Annotated in this window: 18 protein-coding genes; 10 read left to right on the forward strand and 8 right to left on the reverse strand. The window is 59.4% G+C overall.

The genetic code is table 11. From position 1 onward, the window contains the following. The first annotated feature begins 37 nt into the window (after positions 1-37). Genes H097_RS02215 through H097_RS02225 form a run of 3 tightly spaced genes read left to right on the forward strand, consistent with a single transcriptional unit; the run spans position 38 to position 3,774 of the window. On the forward strand, positions 38-730 hold the full coding sequence (locus H097_RS02215; RefSeq protein WP_206575966.1) for a fimbria/pilus chaperone family protein: 693 nt from the start codon (positions 38-40) through the stop codon (positions 728-730). Between the two features lie 49 nt (positions 731-779). Then, a complete protein-coding gene (locus H097_RS02220; protein WP_032856996.1) occupies positions 780-3,209 on the forward strand; it encodes a fimbria/pilus outer membrane usher protein in 2,430 nt (809 codons plus the stop codon). Continuing rightward, the gene (locus tag H097_RS02225; protein ID WP_082445509.1) at positions 3,175-3,774 is read left to right on the forward strand and encodes a hypothetical protein; all 600 of its coding nucleotides are present in this window, start codon (positions 3,175-3,177) and stop codon (positions 3,772-3,774) included. Before H097_RS02220 ends, H097_RS02225 begins: the two co-directional genes overlap by 35 nt. On the opposite strand, the gene H097_RS02230 is transcribed toward H097_RS02225, so the two are convergent. The 4 genes from H097_RS02230 to H097_RS02245 are packed head-to-tail and all read right to left on the reverse strand — an operon-like array spanning position 3,746 to position 6,585. Further along, positions 3,746-4,483, reverse strand: a complete 738-nt coding sequence (locus H097_RS02230; protein ID WP_032856949.1) for an amino acid ABC transporter ATP-binding protein — start codon at positions 4,481-4,483, stop codon at positions 3,746-3,748. The genes H097_RS02225 and H097_RS02230 overlap by 29 nt on opposite strands. Further along, positions 4,470-5,120, reverse strand: a complete 651-nt coding sequence (locus tag H097_RS02235; protein WP_032856951.1) for an amino acid ABC transporter permease — start codon at positions 5,118-5,120, stop codon at positions 4,470-4,472. The genes H097_RS02230 and H097_RS02235 overlap by 14 nt, the downstream gene beginning before the upstream one ends. Beyond that, positions 5,117-5,785, reverse strand: a complete 669-nt coding sequence (locus tag H097_RS02240; RefSeq protein WP_032856952.1) for an amino acid ABC transporter permease — start codon at positions 5,783-5,785, stop codon at positions 5,117-5,119. Before H097_RS02240 ends, H097_RS02235 begins: the two co-directional genes overlap by 4 nt. 14 nt (positions 5,786-5,799) lie before the next feature. Continuing rightward, complete coding sequence (locus H097_RS02245; RefSeq protein ID WP_032856954.1) at positions 5,800-6,585, reverse strand: transporter substrate-binding domain-containing protein; 786 nt, start codon at positions 6,583-6,585, stop codon at positions 5,800-5,802. Between the two features lie 256 nt (positions 6,586-6,841). Between H097_RS02245 and H097_RS02255 the strand changes: the two genes are divergently transcribed. The 5 genes from H097_RS02255 to H097_RS02275 all read left to right on the forward strand — a co-directional run bounded on the left by H097_RS02255 (position 6,842) and on the right by H097_RS02275 (position 12,076). Further along, positions 6,842-7,543, forward strand: a complete 702-nt coding sequence (locus H097_RS02255; protein ID WP_032856999.1) for an FCD domain-containing protein — start codon at positions 6,842-6,844, stop codon at positions 7,541-7,543. A gap of 120 nt (positions 7,544-7,663) precedes the next feature. Further along, a complete protein-coding gene (gene trxA / locus H097_RS02260) occupies positions 7,664-7,993 on the forward strand; it encodes a thioredoxin TrxA (protein ID WP_032857000.1) in 330 nt (109 codons plus the stop codon). Positions 7,994-8,225: 232 nt separating this feature from the next. Then, positions 8,226-9,485, forward strand: coding sequence for a transcription termination factor Rho (gene rho, locus H097_RS02265; RefSeq protein WP_003176825.1), 1,260 nt, complete (start codon positions 8,226-8,228; stop codon positions 9,483-9,485). A 156-nt stretch (positions 9,486-9,641) separates the two neighbouring features. Further along, positions 9,642-11,108: a 4-hydroxy-3-polyprenylbenzoate decarboxylase gene (gene ubiD / locus H097_RS02270; protein ID WP_032856956.1), complete on the forward strand. Its 1,467-nt coding sequence runs from the start codon at positions 9,642-9,644 to the stop codon at positions 11,106-11,108. Continuing rightward, positions 11,108-12,076: a CDP-6-deoxy-delta-3,4-glucoseen reductase gene (locus H097_RS02275; RefSeq protein ID WP_032856957.1), complete on the forward strand. Its 969-nt coding sequence runs from the start codon at positions 11,108-11,110 to the stop codon at positions 12,074-12,076. Before ubiD ends, H097_RS02275 begins: the two co-directional genes overlap by 1 nt. Before the next feature lie 45 nt (positions 12,077-12,121). Here H097_RS02275 and H097_RS02280 read toward each other — a convergent pair whose 3' ends face one another. Further along, positions 12,122-12,598 carry a hypothetical protein gene (locus tag H097_RS02280; protein ID WP_032856958.1) on the reverse strand — a complete coding sequence of 159 codons (477 nt, stop codon included), beginning with the start codon at positions 12,596-12,598 and terminating at the stop codon, positions 12,122-12,124. A 381-nt stretch (positions 12,599-12,979) separates the two neighbouring features. On the opposite strand from H097_RS02280, the gene H097_RS02285 reads away from it, so the two are divergent. Next, positions 12,980-13,633 carry a gamma-glutamylcyclotransferase gene (locus H097_RS02285; protein ID WP_032856959.1) on the forward strand — a complete coding sequence of 218 codons (654 nt, stop codon included), beginning with the start codon at positions 12,980-12,982 and terminating at the stop codon, positions 13,631-13,633. On the opposite strand, the gene glpT is transcribed toward H097_RS02285, so the two are convergent. Further along, entirely contained in the window at positions 13,630-14,967 is a 1,338-nt protein-coding gene (gene glpT / locus H097_RS02290; RefSeq protein ID WP_032856960.1) for a glycerol-3-phosphate transporter, read from the reverse strand. The two genes, H097_RS02285 and glpT, sit on opposite strands and share 4 nt — an antisense overlap. A gap of 273 nt (positions 14,968-15,240) precedes the next feature. Further along, on the reverse strand, positions 15,241-16,218 hold the full coding sequence (locus tag H097_RS02295) for an NADPH:quinone oxidoreductase family protein (RefSeq protein WP_032856961.1): 978 nt from the start codon (positions 16,216-16,218) through the stop codon (positions 15,241-15,243). 149 nt (positions 16,219-16,367) lie between these two features. Between H097_RS02295 and H097_RS02300 the strand changes: the two genes are divergently transcribed. Beyond that, positions 16,368-16,775, forward strand: coding sequence for a flagellar basal body-associated protein FliL (locus H097_RS02300; protein ID WP_032856962.1), 408 nt, complete (start codon positions 16,368-16,370; stop codon positions 16,773-16,775). 69 nt (positions 16,776-16,844) lie between these two features. Here the strand turns inward: H097_RS02300 and H097_RS02305 are convergent, their stop codons facing one another. Continuing rightward, complete coding sequence (locus H097_RS02305; protein WP_032856963.1) at positions 16,845-17,285, reverse strand: hypothetical protein; 441 nt, start codon at positions 17,283-17,285, stop codon at positions 16,845-16,847. Positions 17,286-17,425 lie beyond the last annotated feature (140 nt).

Below are 17,425 nucleotides of genomic sequence, written 5' to 3' on the forward strand. Positions count from 1 at the left end.
CGGAGAAAACACAGTGAGTTGTTTTTTGAAAATAGGTGTGACGCTATCGTGGTGTGCAATATTATTGTTTTGCGCAAGTGGCATGGCGGTGGCCGATGGTATGCAACCCGAAACAACGGTTGTCGTGCTTTATGAGGAGAACGGTGAAGCGACGATCAATATCAAGAACACAGATCCGGGGCCCGCACTACTTCACTCGGTGATCGAGAATATACCGGAGGATAAAGAGCCACTGCTGATCGTCACGCCACCGATTACCCGGGTCGAGGCCGGTGAGACCCAGTTGGTTCGTTTTATCAATACATCTGGCACGCCGCTCAAGACCCAACGATTGAAACGTGTTTCCTTTGAAGGCATTCCCCAGGCCCGCAGCCCTGGTGGGGCGACCATTGGCTTTACCCTGCGGCAGAATTTACCGCTGATCCTGCATCCCAAGGGGTTGGCCAAGCACCAGGCACCCTGGGAGTTGTTGAAATGGAGGCGCCAGGGCAGTGGCCTGGCCGTTCATAACGACAGTGCGTATGTGGTGCGGTTGGCGCTGGAGTTGCAACTGCTCCCGGGGAAAACGTTGGCAACCTTGCCGCGCAGTTACATCCTGCCAGGTGAAGTACTGGCGGTTGATGCCCAGGGGCCACTGGCGGGCGTTACCTCGGTCGTATTGCAGCCCGCCACGGTGTACGGGTTCACCGTTGACAGCTACAGCGCAGATGTTGCCGATCATGGGATTTAACCGAGTGGTGGGCAAGGGAGTGGGCGGCGCCTGTTATTCGGGGCTGTTCATGGGGTTGGCAACCCTTTTTGGGCATCATGGGGATGCATTGGCCATCGAGTTGGGGGAAGGGTTTGACCTGGCAGCCCTGACCACTCATGGCATTGATCCAAAAGTTTCGGACTATTTCCGCAGCGCGGCGCGTTTTCGCGAAGGTGTCCAGGTGGTCGGGCTGCGGGTCAATGGCGCGGCGCTAGGCTTGGTGGATGCCCGGTTCGATTACCAGGGCCAACTGTGTTTTACCCGGGGGTTACTGGACAAAGCTGGTTTGCGGGTGCCGCCTGCGGTCTTGCAGGCTGGTGTGACGGCCGACCAGACGTGTCACGATTTCCTTGGCGAGTTCCCGGCGACGTTGGTGAGATTGCGCCCCGGTAGTGACGAGGTGTCCCTGGTGGTACCTACGCAATCGTTGCGTGAACCCGAGTGGGAGGCTGGCAGTTTCAGCCAGGGCGGTACGGCCGCCATGCTCAATTACGATGTGCTTGGATTCGATAACCATGCGCGCGGCGACTCCACCCGTTTTGTCTCGGCCTATACCGAGGCGGGCTTCAATCTTGGCAACTGGATTGTGCGCAGTCGGCAGTTCTATGTTTCCGATAACGGCAAGGGTAGCAGCGAACATGTGTACGCCTATGCCCAGCGAGATTTCGCGGCCTTGAAGTCGACCTTCCAGGCGGGTCAGATTTCCAGCAGGAACCCGGTATTTGGCGGCCTCCAGCTCTCGGGGTTCCAGCTCTTTCCTGATGGTGTCGCCCGTGTCGGGAGCACCAACGGTGTAGTGGTCGAAGGCTTGGCCCATAGCCAGGCAAGGGTTGAGGTGCGCCAGTCCGGGGTGTTGATCCATTCGACCCTGGTGCCCGAAGGGCCTTTTCGCCTGACGGACCTGCCACTGCTCAATGGTACCAGCGACCTGGACGTGAGTGTCATCGGTACGCGGGGAGGCAAACGCAGTTTCGTGGTGCCTGCGGCGTCTTTCGGTGCCTACGTGCCCGTGCAACCTGGTTTCGACTTTGCGCTGGGCAAGGTGCGGGAAACCATCGCCAGCAACAGGGAGCAACCGGTGGTGGCGATGGGCAGCGGCACCTGGGATTTGGGTGCAGGCACAGCCCTGGGGCTCGGTTTATTGGGGACGGATGAATACCACGCGGCAGGTGGCACGTTGAGTCGTGTCTTTTTCCAACGGGTTTCAGTGAGTGCACGACACAATCGGTCCCGCGATAAGGTTCGCGGTGTGGGCGGGACACGCAACTCCGTGTCGCTGGGTAGCCCGTTGGGCGCGGGTGTTGAGGCAAGCCTGAGTGCCACCACCCAGAGTCGAGGTTACCGTGATGTCCTGGAGGTCGGCACAGCCTCGACCAACGATCTTCTGGACACGCGTTTTCAGCGCCAGTACACCGCCGGACTGAGTTGGGCCGCGCCGGTTTTGGGTACGCTCTCCGTCACCTACTCCCATAACGCGCAATTTGACGGGCAGAGCACCGAGCATGTGTTCGCGTCGTGGACCAAGCGTTTCGACGACGTCGATGTCGCACTCGTCGCCGACTCGCAGACCGGTCCGTCGCGCCGGCGAAAGCGCCGTTATGCCGTCAACGAGGAACTTCCCTCCGAAGGGCTGTCGGTGCGCCTGCAAGTCAGTGTGCCGTTTGGCGATGATCGCCGCCTCACATCTTTCGCCAGCCGGCGCAACGGCCGCTCCGATATCGGTACAACACTGTCGGAACGGGTCAACGAGTATGTGAACTATGAAGTGGGCACCGAGCGCGACCTTACGGATCGCCAGAAGGCGGTGCATGGTCGTGTAGACGTCATGCCTCGCTACACCCGCGTGGGTGCGGGGGTGAACCGGGACGCATCAGGCACCACCTACACCGGGCAATTGCAGGGGGGCGTCGTGGCTCATGGACAAGGGCTGACCTTTTCACCCTACGCGGTGCAGGATACTTTCGGCCTGCTATCGGTGGGAAACATCACGGGAGCCAAAGTCTCGACACCCCATGGGCCGGTCTGGACCGACTACCGCGGTCACGCGGTCATTCCTGGATTGCCGGCCTATAGCACCAGCCACCTCGAAGTGCAGACCCAGTCCCTGCCCAAGCGTGTCGATCTCAAGAACGGCACCCAAACGCTTGCCGCTGCTCGTGGGTCGTTCAATTCCGTGGAGTTCAAGGTGGTCAGCGCCCGTCGGGTTCTGTTGACGGCCCATGACCCGCAGGGACGTGCGTTACCCCAGGGCGCTGCAGTATTTGGCCAGGACAAGGCCTTCCTGACCAACGTAGTGGGCGACGGCCTGATTTTCCTGAATGACAGCCAGCCCCAACAGACCCTGAGTGTTGAGCTACCGGGCTCTACGAAGCCTTGCCTGCTGCAACTGAACCTTGAGCCAGAGCCCTCCAATGACAAACTTTATGAAACTGCTTCGGCGACCTGCCGTGCGTTGTAAATCGATCGGCAGGATTTATCCGTGTCTTTTATTCGTCGTGGCGTTATTGGCCAGCGAGGCCAGTCTCGCTACCTGTCAGTTGGCGTTAAGCCAGCCACGGGTCGACTACGGCGTAATGCGTCAAGCGCCCGATGAACATGTCAGTGCACAGTCTTACGGTACCCGGACCGTGCTCCTGAACGTGGTGTGCATTGATCCCGTTCCCATGGCAGTACGGTTCAGTGGGGTACCTGCGGGGCCTTTGGGCTTTCGGTTTGGCGCCACCGGGGCCTTTGCCCTGAATATCCGGCACGCCCACCTTGATGGCCGACCCGTGGAGTTGGTCGCCGAGAGCTCGGTGCCTGCGCACGCCAGCGAGCGGCTTGTGCCCGGGCAGGTCCTGATTGCCCGTGCGGCTGGCGTACCGATAACGGGCCGACGGCTATCGGCACAACTGGAGATCGCCCCATTCCTGCCGGTTGACGCGTTCTCTGTGCGCAGCGAAACGACGCTCCAGGGCCAGGTGCAGGTCGAGTGGTTGTCGCATGGCGTTGGCGTCAGCCCGGCGACTCCACCGAGCCAATGAAATTGGCCAGTTCGGCGGTGCGCGGTTGGGCAAATAGCACTTTCGGGTCACCGACTTCATGCACCTTGCCCTGGTGCATGAACACCAGCTTGTCGCCGACTTCCCGGGCAAAGCGCATTTCATGGGTCACCATGATCAGGGTCATGCCGTCCTTGGCCAGTTGGCGCACCACACTGAGTACTTCGTTGACCAGTTCCGGGTCCAGGGCCGAGGTGATTTCATCGCACAGCAGCACCTTGGGCGACATTGCCAATGCGCGGGCGATGGCCACCCGTTGCTGCTGGCCGCCGGACAGGCGATCCGGGAACGCGTCGAACTTCTCTCCCAGGCCGACACGGTCGAGCATCTGTCGTGCCAGTTCCGCAGCCTTGGCCTTGGTGACCTTTTGCACGACCTGGGGCGCGAGCATGACGTTTTCACCCACGGTCAAATGGGGGAACAGGTTGAACTGCTGGAACACCATGCCGACTTTTTGCCGCAGGCTGCGCAGGTCGGCACGGGCCGCATCGAGGTATTCGCCGTCGACTTCAATCACCCCGTCGTTGATCGACTCCAGGCCATTGAGGGTGCGCAGCAACGTAGACTTCCCCGAGCCGCTGCGGCCGATGATCGCCACCACCTGGCCTTCCTCGACACTCAAGTCGATACCTTTGAGCACATGGTGATCGCCGTAATACTTATGCAGCGCGGATATTCTAAGCAGAGGCATGCAGTCTCCTTTCCAGGTAGCGGGCACTGAGGGACAAGGGGTAGCAGAGCAGGAAGTAACCGAGCGCCACCAGGCCGTAGACCATGAAGGGCTCGAAGGTGGCGTTGGCGAGCATGCCGCCGGTCTTGGTCAGTTCGGTGAAGCCGATGATCGACGTCACCGCCGTGCCCTTGACCACCTGCACCGAGAAGCCCACCGTCGGTGCCACGGCAATTCGCAGGGCCTGGGGCAGGATCACATAGCGCAGTTGCTCATAAGGATTGAGCGCCAGGCTGGCGGAAGCCTCCCATTGGCCATGGGCAATGGAGTCGACACAGCCGCGCCAGATCTCGGCCAGGTAGGCGCTGGTAAACAGGGTCAAGGCAATCGCGGCGGCCAGCCACGGCGAGATATCGATCCCCAGCAAGGCGACACCGAAGAACACCAGGAACAATTGCATCAACAACGGCGTGCCCTGGAACAATTCGATATAGGTCCGGGCGATGTTGCGCGGTAGCGCCTTGGGGCTGATGCGCAGGGTCATCACCAGCAAGCCGATCAGCCCACCGCCGATAAACGCCACCAGCGACAACAGTAACGTCCACTGCAGGCCGGTCAGCAGGTTGCGCACGATGTCCCAGAATGAAAAATCACTCATCGGCTGTTCCTCATTACATAGCGGCGACCGATCCAATTGAGCAACTGGCGGATCATCAACGCCATGCACAGGTACACCAGCGTGGTCAGGGCATAGGTTTCAAAGGCGCGGAAATTGCGCGACTGGATAAAGTTGGCGGCAAAGCTCAACTCTTCAGTGGCGATCTGCGAACACACCGCCGAGCCGAGCATCACGATGATGATCTGGCTGCTCAGGGCCGGCCAGACCTTGCCCAGCGCCGGCAGCAGCACCACATGGCGAAACGCTTCAAAACGCGTCATGGCCAAGGCTGCCGCCGCCTCCAGTTGCCCGCGAGGAATCGCCTGGATACCGGCACGAATGATCTCCGTGGAATAGGCGCCGAGGTTGATCACCATCGCCAGTACCGCCGCCTGCCATTCGGAAATCTGCAAGCCCAGGGACGGCAGGCCGAAGAAGATGAAGAACAACTGCACCAGGAACGGTGTGTTGCGAATCAATTCGACATACACCCCGAAGAACCAGCAGAACGGCTGGATTTTCCAGGCGCGCACCACGGCGCCGACAATCCCCAGCGCCACCCCCAGGATCGCACCGATGGCGGTCAGCTCCAGGGTGAACAGCGCGCCACGCAACAGCAGGTCGGTATTGGCCAGCACCGGCACAAAGTCGAATTGATAGGCCATCAATCAGCTCCGCCTCAGAGATCGGCAGGCAATGGCTCTTTGAGCCACTGCATTGCGTTCTTTTCCAGGCTGCCGTCAGCCTTGGCGGCGACCAGGATCTGGTTGACCTTTTCCAACAGCGCCGGCTCGTTTTTGTTGACGCCGACATACACTGGCGAATCCTTGAGTTTGACTTTAAGCGCCGGCACCCGCTTGGGGTTGCGCTCGCTGATCGCCACCATCACCACGTTGCCACTGGCGATCAGGTCCACCTGGCCGGCGAGGTAGGCGGCGATCGTCGAGTTGTTGTCTTCGAAGCGCTTGATCGTGGCTTCCTTGGGCGCTACGGCGGTCAACTCGATATCTTCAATGGCGCCCCGGGTCACGCTGATGGTCTTGCCCTTGAGGTCGTCGAGGTGGGTGATGGTCGCTTCCGGCGGGCCGAATACGGCGAGATAGAACGGCGCATAGGCCTTGGAAAAGTCGATGACCTTCTCGCGCTCCGGGTTCTTGCCCAGGCTGGAAATCACCAGGTCCACCTTGCCGGTGGTCAGGAATGGAATGCGGTTGGTGCTGTTGACCGGCGTGAGTTCCAGCTTGACCTTGAGTTGCTCGGCCAGCAGCTTTGCGGTGTCGATGTCCAAACCGCGCGGTTGCATATCCGGGCCAACCGAGCCGAACGGCGGAAAGTCCTGGGGCACGGCGACCTTGAGGGTGCCACGGGCGACGATATCGTCCAGGCCATTGGCCTGGGCAGGCGCCTGGCTAAGCATCAGGCTGGCAAACAAGGCAGTGAGCAGGGCGCTGCAACGCTTGGTCATGGCAACTCTCCGAAAGTGGTGAAGGACATTTCTGAGTTTTGCCAGTGCATAGCCCATGCCATGACGCCCTGAAACGCCTGCAAGGCAGGTTTTTCCAGGCGTATATCGGTCTGACTGGTCTGAACAGTCAGGTCTCGTTTCGCACCCTTTTCGAGCGCTGGCAAAACCGCGCGAGCCCCTTTAGGGCGTGGCTTGCCGGCTGCCGAGAATAGCTTTACAACTAGGCCCACTGTTGACTGAAACCTCGGGTTTTTTCATGAATTCCATCGCCCAAGCCGTACCGGAAGCGGCCTTGCAAGCTATCCGCAAACTCATCAAGGAACAGGGCTTCGGCCCCGGCGATGCATTGCCTTCCCAGCGCGACCTGGCGCTGCAATTGGGGGTCAGTCGTGCCTCGTTGCGTGAGGCCTTGTCTTCGCTCAGTGCGCTGGGAGTGGTCAGTGTGCAGCCGGGCAAGGGCGTGTTTGTGCAGGCGCCGCCTGAGGCCGATCTGGGCGCAGTGGCCTGGCCATTTACCGCGCAGGCCAGCCCGCTGGATATCTTCCAGTTGCGTTATGCCCTGGAGGGGTTTGCGGCGGGGCTGGCGGCCATGACGTTGACCACCGAGGAGCTGGATGAGCTCGAAGACAATGTCCAGGCCATGCGCCGGGAACTCAAGGCCGGTGATTTCGAGGCGGCCGCACGGTTGGACTTCGCTTTCCACCAGCGCATCCTGTTGGCCAGTGGCAATCAGGCGATGGTCAGCATCCTCAGCGCCAGTGCCGAGGTGTTCCTGGAAAGCCAGAAACTACCGTTCATCCGACCGGAGCGGGCCATGGAAACCTGGCAGGAGCACCGCAAGATCCTCCGTGCCCTGGCCCGGCGCAGCAGCGCGGCGGCACATAAATCCATGCAGGAGCACGTGCGTAACGCGGCGCTGCGCACGGGCATCGCCTTTGTCACGCCGGCAACATCCTGAATCGGTAATACCGAAAATGATGACGCGTGATAGCAAGAGTCAATCAGCGGCGGCTTCCTGAACGAAGGAAGGGCGGCTATGATGGGCAACGTTTTTTTTGCTTACAACCCGGAGACATCCATGAGCAACGATCTTATCAAGCACGTCACCGACGCGACCTTTGAGGCCGAAGTACTGCAGGCCCAAGGCCCGGTGCTGGTTGATTACTGGGCTGAGTGGTGCGGTCCTTGCAAAATGATCGCTCCGGTCCTGGACGACATCGCAACCACCTACGAAGGCAAGCTGACCGTTGCCAAGCTGAACATCGACGAAAACCAGGAAACCCCGGCCAAGCATGGCGTGCGTGGTATCCCGACCCTGATGTTGTTCAAGAATGGCAACGTCGAGGCCACCAAGGTCGGCGCACTGTCGAAGTCGCAACTGGCTGCATTCCTCGACGCCAACATCTAAGCGTCGTCAAAAAGCCCCGCATATTGCGGGGCTTTTTCGTGAAGCAGGGCTAGACGCTCTGAAATTCAGGTGGTACATTCGGCCCCGCACTGGTTTCTCCACTGCCCCCTGCAAGCCGTCGCCGACGCATTCCTTTCGATTAGTACGCGATCCTGTCGCCTTCTCTGCGGCGCGGCCTCATTAAGCCAAAAGCTTAATTCCCCCCCTCTATAAATGATTACGTCATTCCTATATGAATCTGACTGAACTCAAGCAAAAGCCGATTACCGACCTGCTCCAACTGGCCGAAGAAATGGGCATAGAAAATATGGCCCGTTCGCGCAAGCAGGACGTGATTTTCTCCCTGCTGAAAAAGCACGCGAAAAGCGGCGAGGAAATCTCCGGTGATGGCGTGCTGGAGATTCTCCAGGACGGCTTCGGCTTCCTTCGCTCTGCAGACGCTTCCTATCTTGCCGGCCCAGACGATATCTACGTCTCGCCGAGCCAGATCCGTCGCTTCAACTTGCGCACCGGTGACACCATCGTTGGCAAGATCCGCCCTCCAAAGGAAGGCGAGCGTTATTTCGCCCTGCTCAAGGTCGACACGATCAACTTCGATCGTCCCGAGAACGCGAAGAACAAGATTCTCTTCGAGAACCTGACGCCGCTGTTCCCGACCGTGCGCATGAAGATGGAAGCCGGCAACGGTTCCACCGAAGACTTGACCGGTCGAGTCATCGACCTGTGCGCCCCGATCGGCAAGGGCCAGCGTGGCCTGATCGTCGCGCCGCCGAAAGCCGGTAAGACCATCATGCTGCAGAACATCGCAGCGAACATCGCGCGTAACAATCCTGAAGTTCACCTGATCGTGCTGCTGATCGACGAGCGTCCGGAAGAAGTGACTGAAATGCAGCGCACCGTGCGCGGCGAAGTGGTTGCCTCGACGTTCGATGAGCCGCCAACCCGCCACGTGCAGGTTGCCGAAATGGTGATCGAGAAGGCCAAGCGCCTGGTCGAACACAAGAAGGACGTGGTGATCCTGCTCGACTCCATCACCCGTCTGGCCCGTGCCTACAACACCGTGATCCCGAGCTCCGGCAAGGTCCTGACCGGTGGTGTCGATGCCCATGCCCTGGAGAAGCCGAAACGTTTCTTCGGCGCCGCGCGTAACATCGAAGAAGGCGGCTCGCTGACCATTATCGCCACCGCGCTGGTTGAAACCGGCTCGAAGATGGACGAAGTGATCTACGAAGAGTTCAAGGGTACCGGCAACATGGAACTGCCTCTGGACCGTCGCATTGCTGAAAAGCGTGTGTTCCCGGCCATCAACATCAACCGTTCCGGCACCCGCCGTGAAGAGTTGCTGACTGCCGATGACGAACTGCAGCGCATGTGGATCCTGCGCAAGCTGCTGCATCCGATGGACGAAGTCGCCGCCATCGAGTTCCTGATCGACAAGCTGAAAACCACCAAGACCAACGACGAGTTCTTCCTGTCGATGAAGCGTAAGTAATACGACGTTTCAGGTCCGAAAGAATGGCGCCCCAAGGGGCGCCATTTTTTTTCACCGGTTTTTTAAGCAAGTTCCGAGCGCAAATGCGCGGCGATAAGCTGCCAGCGGCCTTCAGAGCAGGTAGGATGTACGCCTATTTTACGGGTGGCATGGTTAATGAAATTCAAGGATCTTCGGGATTTCGTGCAGCAACTTGAGCAGCGCGGAGAGTTGAAACGTATTCAGGTGCCGGTGTCCCCGGTCCTGGAAATGACTGAGATTTGCGACCGTACCTTGCGTAACAAGGGCCCGGCGCTGCTGTTCGAGAACCCCACAGGTTTTGATATTCCGGTGCTCGGCAACCTGTTCGGCACACCCGATCGGGTGGCATTCGGCATGGGCGCCGAGTCGGTCAGCGAACTGCGCGAAATCGGCAAGCTGCTGGCCTTCCTCAAGGAGCCCGAGCCGCCCAAGGGCCTGAAGGACGCGTGGTCGAAGCTGCCGATCTTCCGCAAGATCATTGCCATGGCGCCCAAGGTGGTCAAGGACGCGGTTTGCCAGGAAGTGGTCATCGAAGGCGATGATGTCGACCTGGCGATGCTTCCGGTCCAGACCTGCTGGCCCGGCGATGTCGGCCCGCTGATCACCTGGGGCCTGACCGTCACCAAGGGCCCGAACAAGGATCGCCAGAACCTGGGGATCTACCGTCAGCAAGTGATCGGCCGCAACAAAGTGATCATGCGTTGGCTGAGCCACCGTGGTGGCGCGCTGGACTTCCGTGAGTGGTGCGAGAAGCACCCCGGCCAGCCGTTCCCGGTCTCGGTGGCCCTGGGCGCCGACCCGGCGACCATCCTCGGCGCCGTGACGCCGGTGCCCGACAGCCTGTCCGAATACGCCTTTGCCGGCCTGCTGCGCGGCAACCGCACCGAGTTGGTGAAGTGCCGTGGCAACGACCTGCAAGTACCGGCCACCGCCGAAATCATCCTCGAAGGCGTGATTCATCCGGGCGAGATGGCCGATGAAGGCCCGTATGGCGATCACACCGGCTACTACAATGAAGTCGACAGCTTCCCGGTGTTCACCGTCGAACGCATCACCCACCGGATCAAACCGATCTACCACAGCACCTACACCGGCCGGCCGCCTGATGAGCCGGCGATTCTCGGCGTGGCGCTGAACGAGGTGTTTGTGCCGATCCTGCAGAAGCAGTTCCCGGAAATCACCGACTTCTACCTGCCGCCCGAGGGTTGCTCGTATCGCATGGCCATCGTGACCATGAAGAAGTCGTACCCGGGCCATGCCAAGCGGGTAATGCTCGGTGTGTGGTCGTTTTTGCGACAGTTCATGTACACCAAGTTCGTTATCGTCACCGACGACGACATCAACGCCCGGGACTGGAACGACGTGATCTGGGCCATTACCACGCGCATGGACCCCAAGCGCGACACGGTAATGATCGACAACACGCCGATCGACTACCTCGACTTCGCCTCGCCGGTGTCGGGCCTGGGCTCGAAGATGGGCCTGGATGCCACCCATAAATGGCCGGGTGAAACCACCCGCGAGTGGGGCCGGGTAATCGTCAAGGATGACGCCGTGACGGCGCGTGTCGATGCGATGTGGAAAGAATTGGGAATAGATTGATGCGTGTAACCCTGCAACCTTCCGGCGCGGTCCTTGACTTGCAGCCCGGCGAGCGGATTCTTGAAGGTGCACGGCGCCTTGGCTACGAATGCCCCCAGGCGTGCCGCAACGGCGTGTGCCACGTGTGCGCGGCCCTGTTGGTCGAGGGCCGGGTGCAACAGGCCGGCGAGGTGCGTGACCATGGTGAGTTCTACACCTGCATTGCCGAGCCGCTGGAAGATTGCGTCGTGCTGTGGGATGGCGTGCTGGCGCCGGGAGAGTTGCCGGTGCGCAAACTTGCCTGCCAGTTGAGCGAGTGCGTGGACCTGGGTGGCGACGTGTGGCGCGTGCGCCTGCGGGCGCCGGCCGGCAAGGCGGTACGCTACCACGCGGGCCAGTACCTGATGATCGAGCGGGAAAACGGCGAAAAGTCGGCGTTTTCCCTGGCGTCGGCGCCCCACGCCGGGCGGGAGCTGGAGTTGCATGTGCTGGTGCGTGAAGACAGCGCCCGCAGCCTGATCGAGCAGTTGCAGCGCAACCAGATGGCGCGGGTCGAGCTACCATTTGGCGATACCCATCTGGCCGAATTGCCCGACGGGCCGCTGGTGCTGATCGCGGCTGGCACCGGTATGGCACAGATGCACAGCCTGATCGAGCACTGCCGGGCCAGCGGTTTCAAGCACCCGGTGCATCTGTATTGGGGCGTGCGCCAACCGGATGATTTCTACCAGGTCGAACATTGGGAGCAGTGGCAGCAATTGCCCAATCTGTTCCTGCACAAAGTGGTCAGTGACCTGTGCGGTTGGGAGGGGCGCTGTGGTTTGTTGCATGAGGCGGTGTGTGAAGACATCAGCGACCTCAAGGGTGTGCATGTCTACGCCAGCGGTTCACCCGCGATGATCTATGGCACGCTGGATGCACTGGTCAACGCCGGCATGGATGCACACCAGATGCGCGCCGACGTGTTTGCCTACGCCCCGCGCTCCTGACCGTACACCGCTCCCACATTGGATGGTGTCCACTGTCTGTCTGCGTCAGAACCGCACGCCCGTGGTCACCATCGCCGCATTGAACCCCAGCAGCACGAACTCCGCCGCTACCGGCCCGTAGTGAGCCCCGACCGAAGGAATGATCACTGGCGCCACGCCATAGCGGTTCAATGGAATCTTGTCGCGGTACTTGCCGCGGTAGCCCTGGATCGCCCCGCCGGTCAGCTTCAAGTACACCGGATAGTCGGCCATGTCATAGCGTTTGCCCGCGTAAGCGTAATACGAGCGCTGGCGAAACGAGTTGCGAAAGGTCGCACCGCCATACACCCACCCCGAAGCGTCATTGCGCTCCAGGCCGATCAGGTCCTGGTTGTTGTTGTGCTCGGGGTCCGGCGCAAAGTGCCGGGTGTAGACGCTGGTCTGGGCGTACCAGAAGCCTTTGTCGTCGTTGGCTGGCGCTTCGGCGGCCAGGGCGGTGGTGGCCTGCGCCAGGAGCAGCAGGCCGGAAAGTCGGTTTTTCATGGGGCGACCTCGATAGTCGGTGAATGCACGGCTAAATGGGTCGTGACGCGGGCCTATTTTGAGGGTTCATCCTCCATAAAGGCTGAACGGGCGCTGAAAATAGCGGGGTTTTCTGGAGTAATCCTGACGAAAGGGGCACGTTGCTTATGCTTTTTCTTATTCGTAAAGGGTATTTATTCGTACAAATAAATGTCATTAAGCTATATGTCGTCGGGCTACCGACTTCCCGCCAATACAGCTTGGTGGAAGGCGCTGAAGCGGGTACGCCCGGCGTGACTACGCGGCCTATAGCACTTTTTCGCCTTGCGGTTACAGCGGCGCGTTCTATTACGGTAAAGTCGCCTATAACTGGTAATGCACAGGAGACCTAAGCGATCTGCCATGACCGTTATTGAATCCGAACTTCTGCAATTGGCTTACCCACCGCGACTCGATCTGGGGCCGCAACTCACTCACGAACAATTGATGAGCTCGATGCAGGCCACCATGGGCCTGCACAAGGGTGGGCCGGTCTGGCTGTTTGCGTATGGCTCGCTGATCTGGCGCCCCGAGTGTTCGGCCACCCAGCGCCTGCGCGCACGGGTCCACGGTTATCACCGGGGCCTGTACCTGTGGTCCCACGAGCATCGGGGCACGCCGGAGTTGCCGGGGCTGGTATTTGGCCTGGATCGTGGCGGCTCGTGCAGCGGCTTTGCCTACCGCCTGCCGGAGGAGCAGTTGGAAGCCTCGCTCTATGCCTTGTGGCAGCGGGAGATGCCTTACCCTTCGTATCGGCCGCACTGGCTCAGTTGCCGGCTTGAAGATGGCAGCCAGGTGCAGGCATTGGGTTTTGTGCTGGAGCGGCACCTGCCCAGCTATGCTGGCAACTTGCCCGACAGTGTGCTGAATCAGGTATTCGCCAGCGCTTGCGGGCGCTACGGCACTACTCGCGATTATGTCGAGCAGACCGTCAACGCCCTGCGTAGCCACGCCATGCCAGACAAGAATCTGGAGGCGCGGCTCAAGCGATGTGCCAAAGGCTGCGGCGGCGATTAACGCGCCGAGCTGACGCTATTGGTGTGCCACAGCGTAGGAATCAGGAACGCGATGGCCAACAGGCACGCGCCGATCAGCAGCACAAAGCCGCCGTCCCAGCCGAAGTGGTCCACGGTGTAGCCCATGGCCGCACTGGCCGCCACCGAACCGCCCAGGTAACCGAACAGGCCGGTGAAGCCCGCCGCCGTACCCGCAGCCTTCTTCGGTGCCAGCTCCAGCGCCTGCAGGCCGATCAGCATCACCGGGCCGTAGATCAAGAAGCCAATGGAGAACAGCGCGATCATGTCGACCATCGGGTTGCCTGGCGGATTGAGCCAGTACACCAGGGTCGCGACGGTGACCAACGCCATGAACACAATGCCGGTCAGGCCACGGTTGCCACGGAAGATCTTATCCGACATCCAGCCGCACAACAGTGTGCCGGGAATCCCAGCCCACTCGTAGAAGAAGTACGCCCAGGACGACTTGTCGACCGTGAAGTGCTTGGCTTCCTTGAGGTAAGTCGGCGCCCAGTCCAGCACGCCATAGCGCAGCAAGTAGACGAAGACGTTAGCCAGGGCTATGTACCAGAGCATTTTGTTGCGTAGCACGTACTTGACGAAGATTTCCTTGGCGCTGAATTCTTCTTCGTGGCTGGCGTCGTAGCCTTCCGGGTAGTCGTTCTTGTACTGCTCGATGGGCGGCAGGCCCACAGACTGCGGGGTATCGCGCATGGTGATAAAGGCAAATGCCGCCACCAGCAGGGCCACGGTGGCCGGCACATAGAACGCCGCATGCCAATCGTTGAACCAGGCCATGCCCAGCAGGAACAGCGGGCCGATCAGGCCGCCGCCGACGTTATGCGCCACGTTCCATACCGACACCACGCCGCCGCGTTCTTTCTGCGACCACCAGTGCACCATGGTTCGCCCGCTCGGCGGCCAGCCCATGCCCTGGGCCCAGCCGTTGATGAACAGCAAAATGAACATCATGGTCACGCTGGAGGTGGCCCAAGGCGCGAAACCGAAAATGAACATCACCCCGGCCGATACCAGCAAGCCAAAGGGCAGGAAATAGCGCGGGTTGGAGCGGTCGGACACCAGGCCCATGAGGAACTTGGACAGACCGTAGGCAATCGCAATCGCCGACATGGCCAAGCCCAGTTGACCACGGGTGTAACCCTCGTCGATCAGGTACGGCATGGCCAGGGAGAAGTTTTTGCGCAGCAGGTAATACCCTGCGTAACCGATGAAAATACCGGCGAAGATCTGCCAGCGCAGGCGTCGGTAGGTACTGTCGATTTTTTCTTCAGGCAGGGGCGCCTGATGTGCGGCAGGACGAAAGAAAGCAAACATTCAAGAGCTCCAGATTTCTTGTTTTGACTGCGGATGCGAATGTTACAGTTTCGTTACCGAAAATAGCATCGCCTCTTATCTGCAAACACAGGAAATTTGAGCAATTGCATGTTCTTTTACGAACATGTCGCAAATAGATAAGTTGTGGTCGTAACTGGCTTCTGATAGCGCTGGAGATCAAAATGTGGGAGCGGGCTTGCTCGCGATTGCGGTGTATCAGCCACTGAAAATGTGACTGATACACCGCTCCCACATTGATTGCATTTCAAATCACTAGCGGACCTGGACGACTACCTTGCCCACGGCCTTGCGCTGCCCGAGGTCATTAATCGCCTGCGCTGCGTTATCCAGCGGATACACCTGCGACACCAATGGCTTCAACTTCCCCTCGGCATACCAACTGAACAATTGCTGGAAGTTCGCCGCATTGTCCTGGGGTTGGCGCTGGGCAAATGCGCCCCAGAACACCCCAACCACCGCCGCGCCCTTGAGCAGTGCCAGGTTCACCGGCAACTCGGGAATGCGCCCGCTGGCAAACCCCACCACCAGCAGCCGGCCGTTCCAGGCAATGGCGCGAACGGCCTGGTCAAACAGATCGCCGCCCACCGGGTCGTAGATCACGTCTGCGCCGTTGCCGTCGGTCAGGCGCTTGATTTCATCCTTGAGATTGGTCTCGCTGTAATTGATCAACTCATCAGCCCCCGCCGCCTTGGCCACGGCCAATTTGTCGGCGCTGCTGGCAGCGGCGATCACCCGGGCGCCCATGGCCTTGCCGATTTCCACGGCGGCCAGGCCCACGCCACCGGATGCGCCCAGCACCAGCAGGGTCTCGCCGGCCGCCAAGTGGCCGCGTTGCTTGAGGGCGTGCATCGAGGTGCCGTAGGTCATGCTGAAGGCGGCGGCGGTGTTGAAACTCATGCTCGGCGGAATCGGCAGCACGTTATAGCCCGGCACCGCGACCTGTTCGGCAAAGCTGCCCCAGCCGGTCAACGCCATGACCCGATCACCGACCTTCAGGTGGCTGACCTTTTCCCCGACTTCGCTGACCACGCCTGCCGCTTCGCCGCCCGGCGAGAACGGGAAGGGCGGTTTGAACTGGTACTTGCCCTCGATGATCAGCGTGTCCGGGAAATTCACCCCCGCGGCATGCACATCCAGCAGGATCTCGTTCTTCTTGATCGCGGGGCTGGCGACCTCTTCCAGCACCAGGGTTTCGGCGGGGCCGAAGGCTTTGCACAGCACGGCTTTCATCGGACTCTTCCTTTTGGCGTAGTGGCCGATAAGTGTAGGTGGGTCAGGTCACGGGTCAACGAGCATGCCCCGGCCTGATAAGTCGCCATAAGCTTGTGCTCTGCCTTGCTAGCGTTATGCTACTGGCAACCGAATTTGAGGAATGAACTGTGAAAGCGTGGATCCTGTTGATGCTGGCCCTGACGTTGCCGATGGCAGCCCATGCCGAAGAAGCCAAGGAAGGCGAAGCGCCGAAGGTCAGCTATTACAGCCTGACCCCGCCCTTTGTCGGCAACTATGCCCTGGATGGCGGCCCGAAACTGCGGGTGTACAAAGCCGATGTGGCCCTGCGCGTGACCGGCCCGGAAGCGGCGGCGGCGATCAAGGCCAATGAACCGTTGATTCGTAACCAATTGGTGGCGTTGTTTACCCAGCAGACTGTCGAGAGCATGGGCAGTGTTGAGGGTAAGGAAAAGCTGCGCCAGGAAGCATTGAAGCAGACGCAGCAAGTGATGAGTGACGAGACGGGTAAACCGGTGGTTGAGGATCTGTTGTTCAATAACCTGATCATTCAATAGAGCTGAACTGATTGAGTTTTTTGTCAGGTATAGAAAACCAGCAACCTAGGTTGCTGGTTGCAATGAAAATTATGCGGTAAGTAGTAATGTCTTATTGTCAACTATAGAGGCCCCGTCTGGATTTGAGTCGAAAATAAACGTAAAGGTGACGATTAAGCTAGGTTGACTTGTTTTATAATCTCCAGACGCCCCCCAGGCATGCCATTGCCCATCCTTAACAGGGGTGAATGATAGCTCAGGTCCTTGGATAAGCATGGGCTTAATTATGAATTTTGGATTTCGCGAGAATCCAGTGTCGTTCGCGCACATGTATCTAATAGCTTTAAGAGTATATATTAAGTCCTTGTGGGTATATTCAACCTCTATCCTTCCTAGGGAGCCATGTGGACTGAATTCTCCAGTGACCGTTGTTCTCCCTAGAGGTTTTTTTGGGTCAATAATGATTTTTATATCGTGTTTGATATCGTTGTCTTGGGAGCGGTTTTTATTTGATTCCGGTGAGTTAATCATTTTTTGCTTTCCTTGAAATGTTGAAGGCAATAAGTTTGCACTCGCTTTTATAATTAATCATCGGAGAGGGTCGCGGACTACTGTTATAACTGACAGGTCTTTATGGTATTTTTTACTAAGTGCAATATTTTTATAGCTTT

The sequence above is a fragment of the Pseudomonas sp. FH4 genome (genome assembly GCF_000510915.2).
GTDB classification, from domain to species: domain Bacteria; phylum Pseudomonadota; class Gammaproteobacteria; order Pseudomonadales; family Pseudomonadaceae; genus Aquipseudomonas; species Aquipseudomonas brenneri.

Bases quoted from the DNA above. Each gene is read 5' to 3' on its own strand.
- ubiD (WP_032856956.1), top strand. From the start codon at position 9,642: ATGAAATTCAAGGATCTTCGGGATTTCGTGCAGCAACTTGAGCAGCGC.
- trxA (WP_032857000.1), top strand. From the start codon at position 7,664: ATGAGCAACGATCTTATCAAGCACGTCACCGACGCGACCTTTGAGGCC.
- glpT (WP_032856960.1), bottom strand. From the start codon at position 14,967: ATGTTTGCTTTCTTTCGTCCTGCCGCACATCAGGCGCCCCTGCCTGAA.
- H097_RS02255 (WP_032856999.1), top strand. From the start codon at position 6,842: ATGAATTCCATCGCCCAAGCCGTACCGGAAGCGGCCTTGCAAGCTATC.
- H097_RS02305 (WP_032856963.1), bottom strand. From the start codon at position 17,285: ATGATTAACTCACCGGAATCAAATAAAAACCGCTCCCAAGACAACGAT.
- H097_RS02240 (WP_032856952.1), bottom strand. From the start codon at position 5,785: ATGGCCTATCAATTCGACTTTGTGCCGGTGCTGGCCAATACCGACCTG.
- H097_RS02275 (WP_032856957.1), top strand. From the start codon at position 11,108: ATGCGTGTAACCCTGCAACCTTCCGGCGCGGTCCTTGACTTGCAGCCC.
- H097_RS02235 (WP_032856951.1), bottom strand. From the start codon at position 5,120: ATGAGTGATTTTTCATTCTGGGACATCGTGCGCAACCTGCTGACCGGC.
- H097_RS02280 (WP_032856958.1), bottom strand. From the start codon at position 12,598: ATGAAAAACCGACTTTCCGGCCTGCTGCTCCTGGCGCAGGCCACCACC.
- H097_RS02220 (WP_032856996.1), top strand. From the start codon at position 780: ATGGGGTTGGCAACCCTTTTTGGGCATCATGGGGATGCATTGGCCATC.
- H097_RS02230 (WP_032856949.1), bottom strand. From the start codon at position 4,483: ATGCCTCTGCTTAGAATATCCGCGCTGCATAAGTATTACGGCGATCAC.
- rho (WP_003176825.1), top strand. From the start codon at position 8,226: ATGAATCTGACTGAACTCAAGCAAAAGCCGATTACCGACCTGCTCCAA.
- H097_RS02245 (WP_032856954.1), bottom strand. From the start codon at position 6,585: ATGACCAAGCGTTGCAGCGCCCTGCTCACTGCCTTGTTTGCCAGCCTG.
- H097_RS02225 (WP_082445509.1), top strand. From the start codon at position 3,175: ATGAAACTGCTTCGGCGACCTGCCGTGCGTTGTAAATCGATCGGCAGG.
- H097_RS02295 (WP_032856961.1), bottom strand. From the start codon at position 16,218: ATGAAAGCCGTGCTGTGCAAAGCCTTCGGCCCCGCCGAAACCCTGGTG.
- H097_RS02285 (WP_032856959.1), top strand. From the start codon at position 12,980: ATGACCGTTATTGAATCCGAACTTCTGCAATTGGCTTACCCACCGCGA.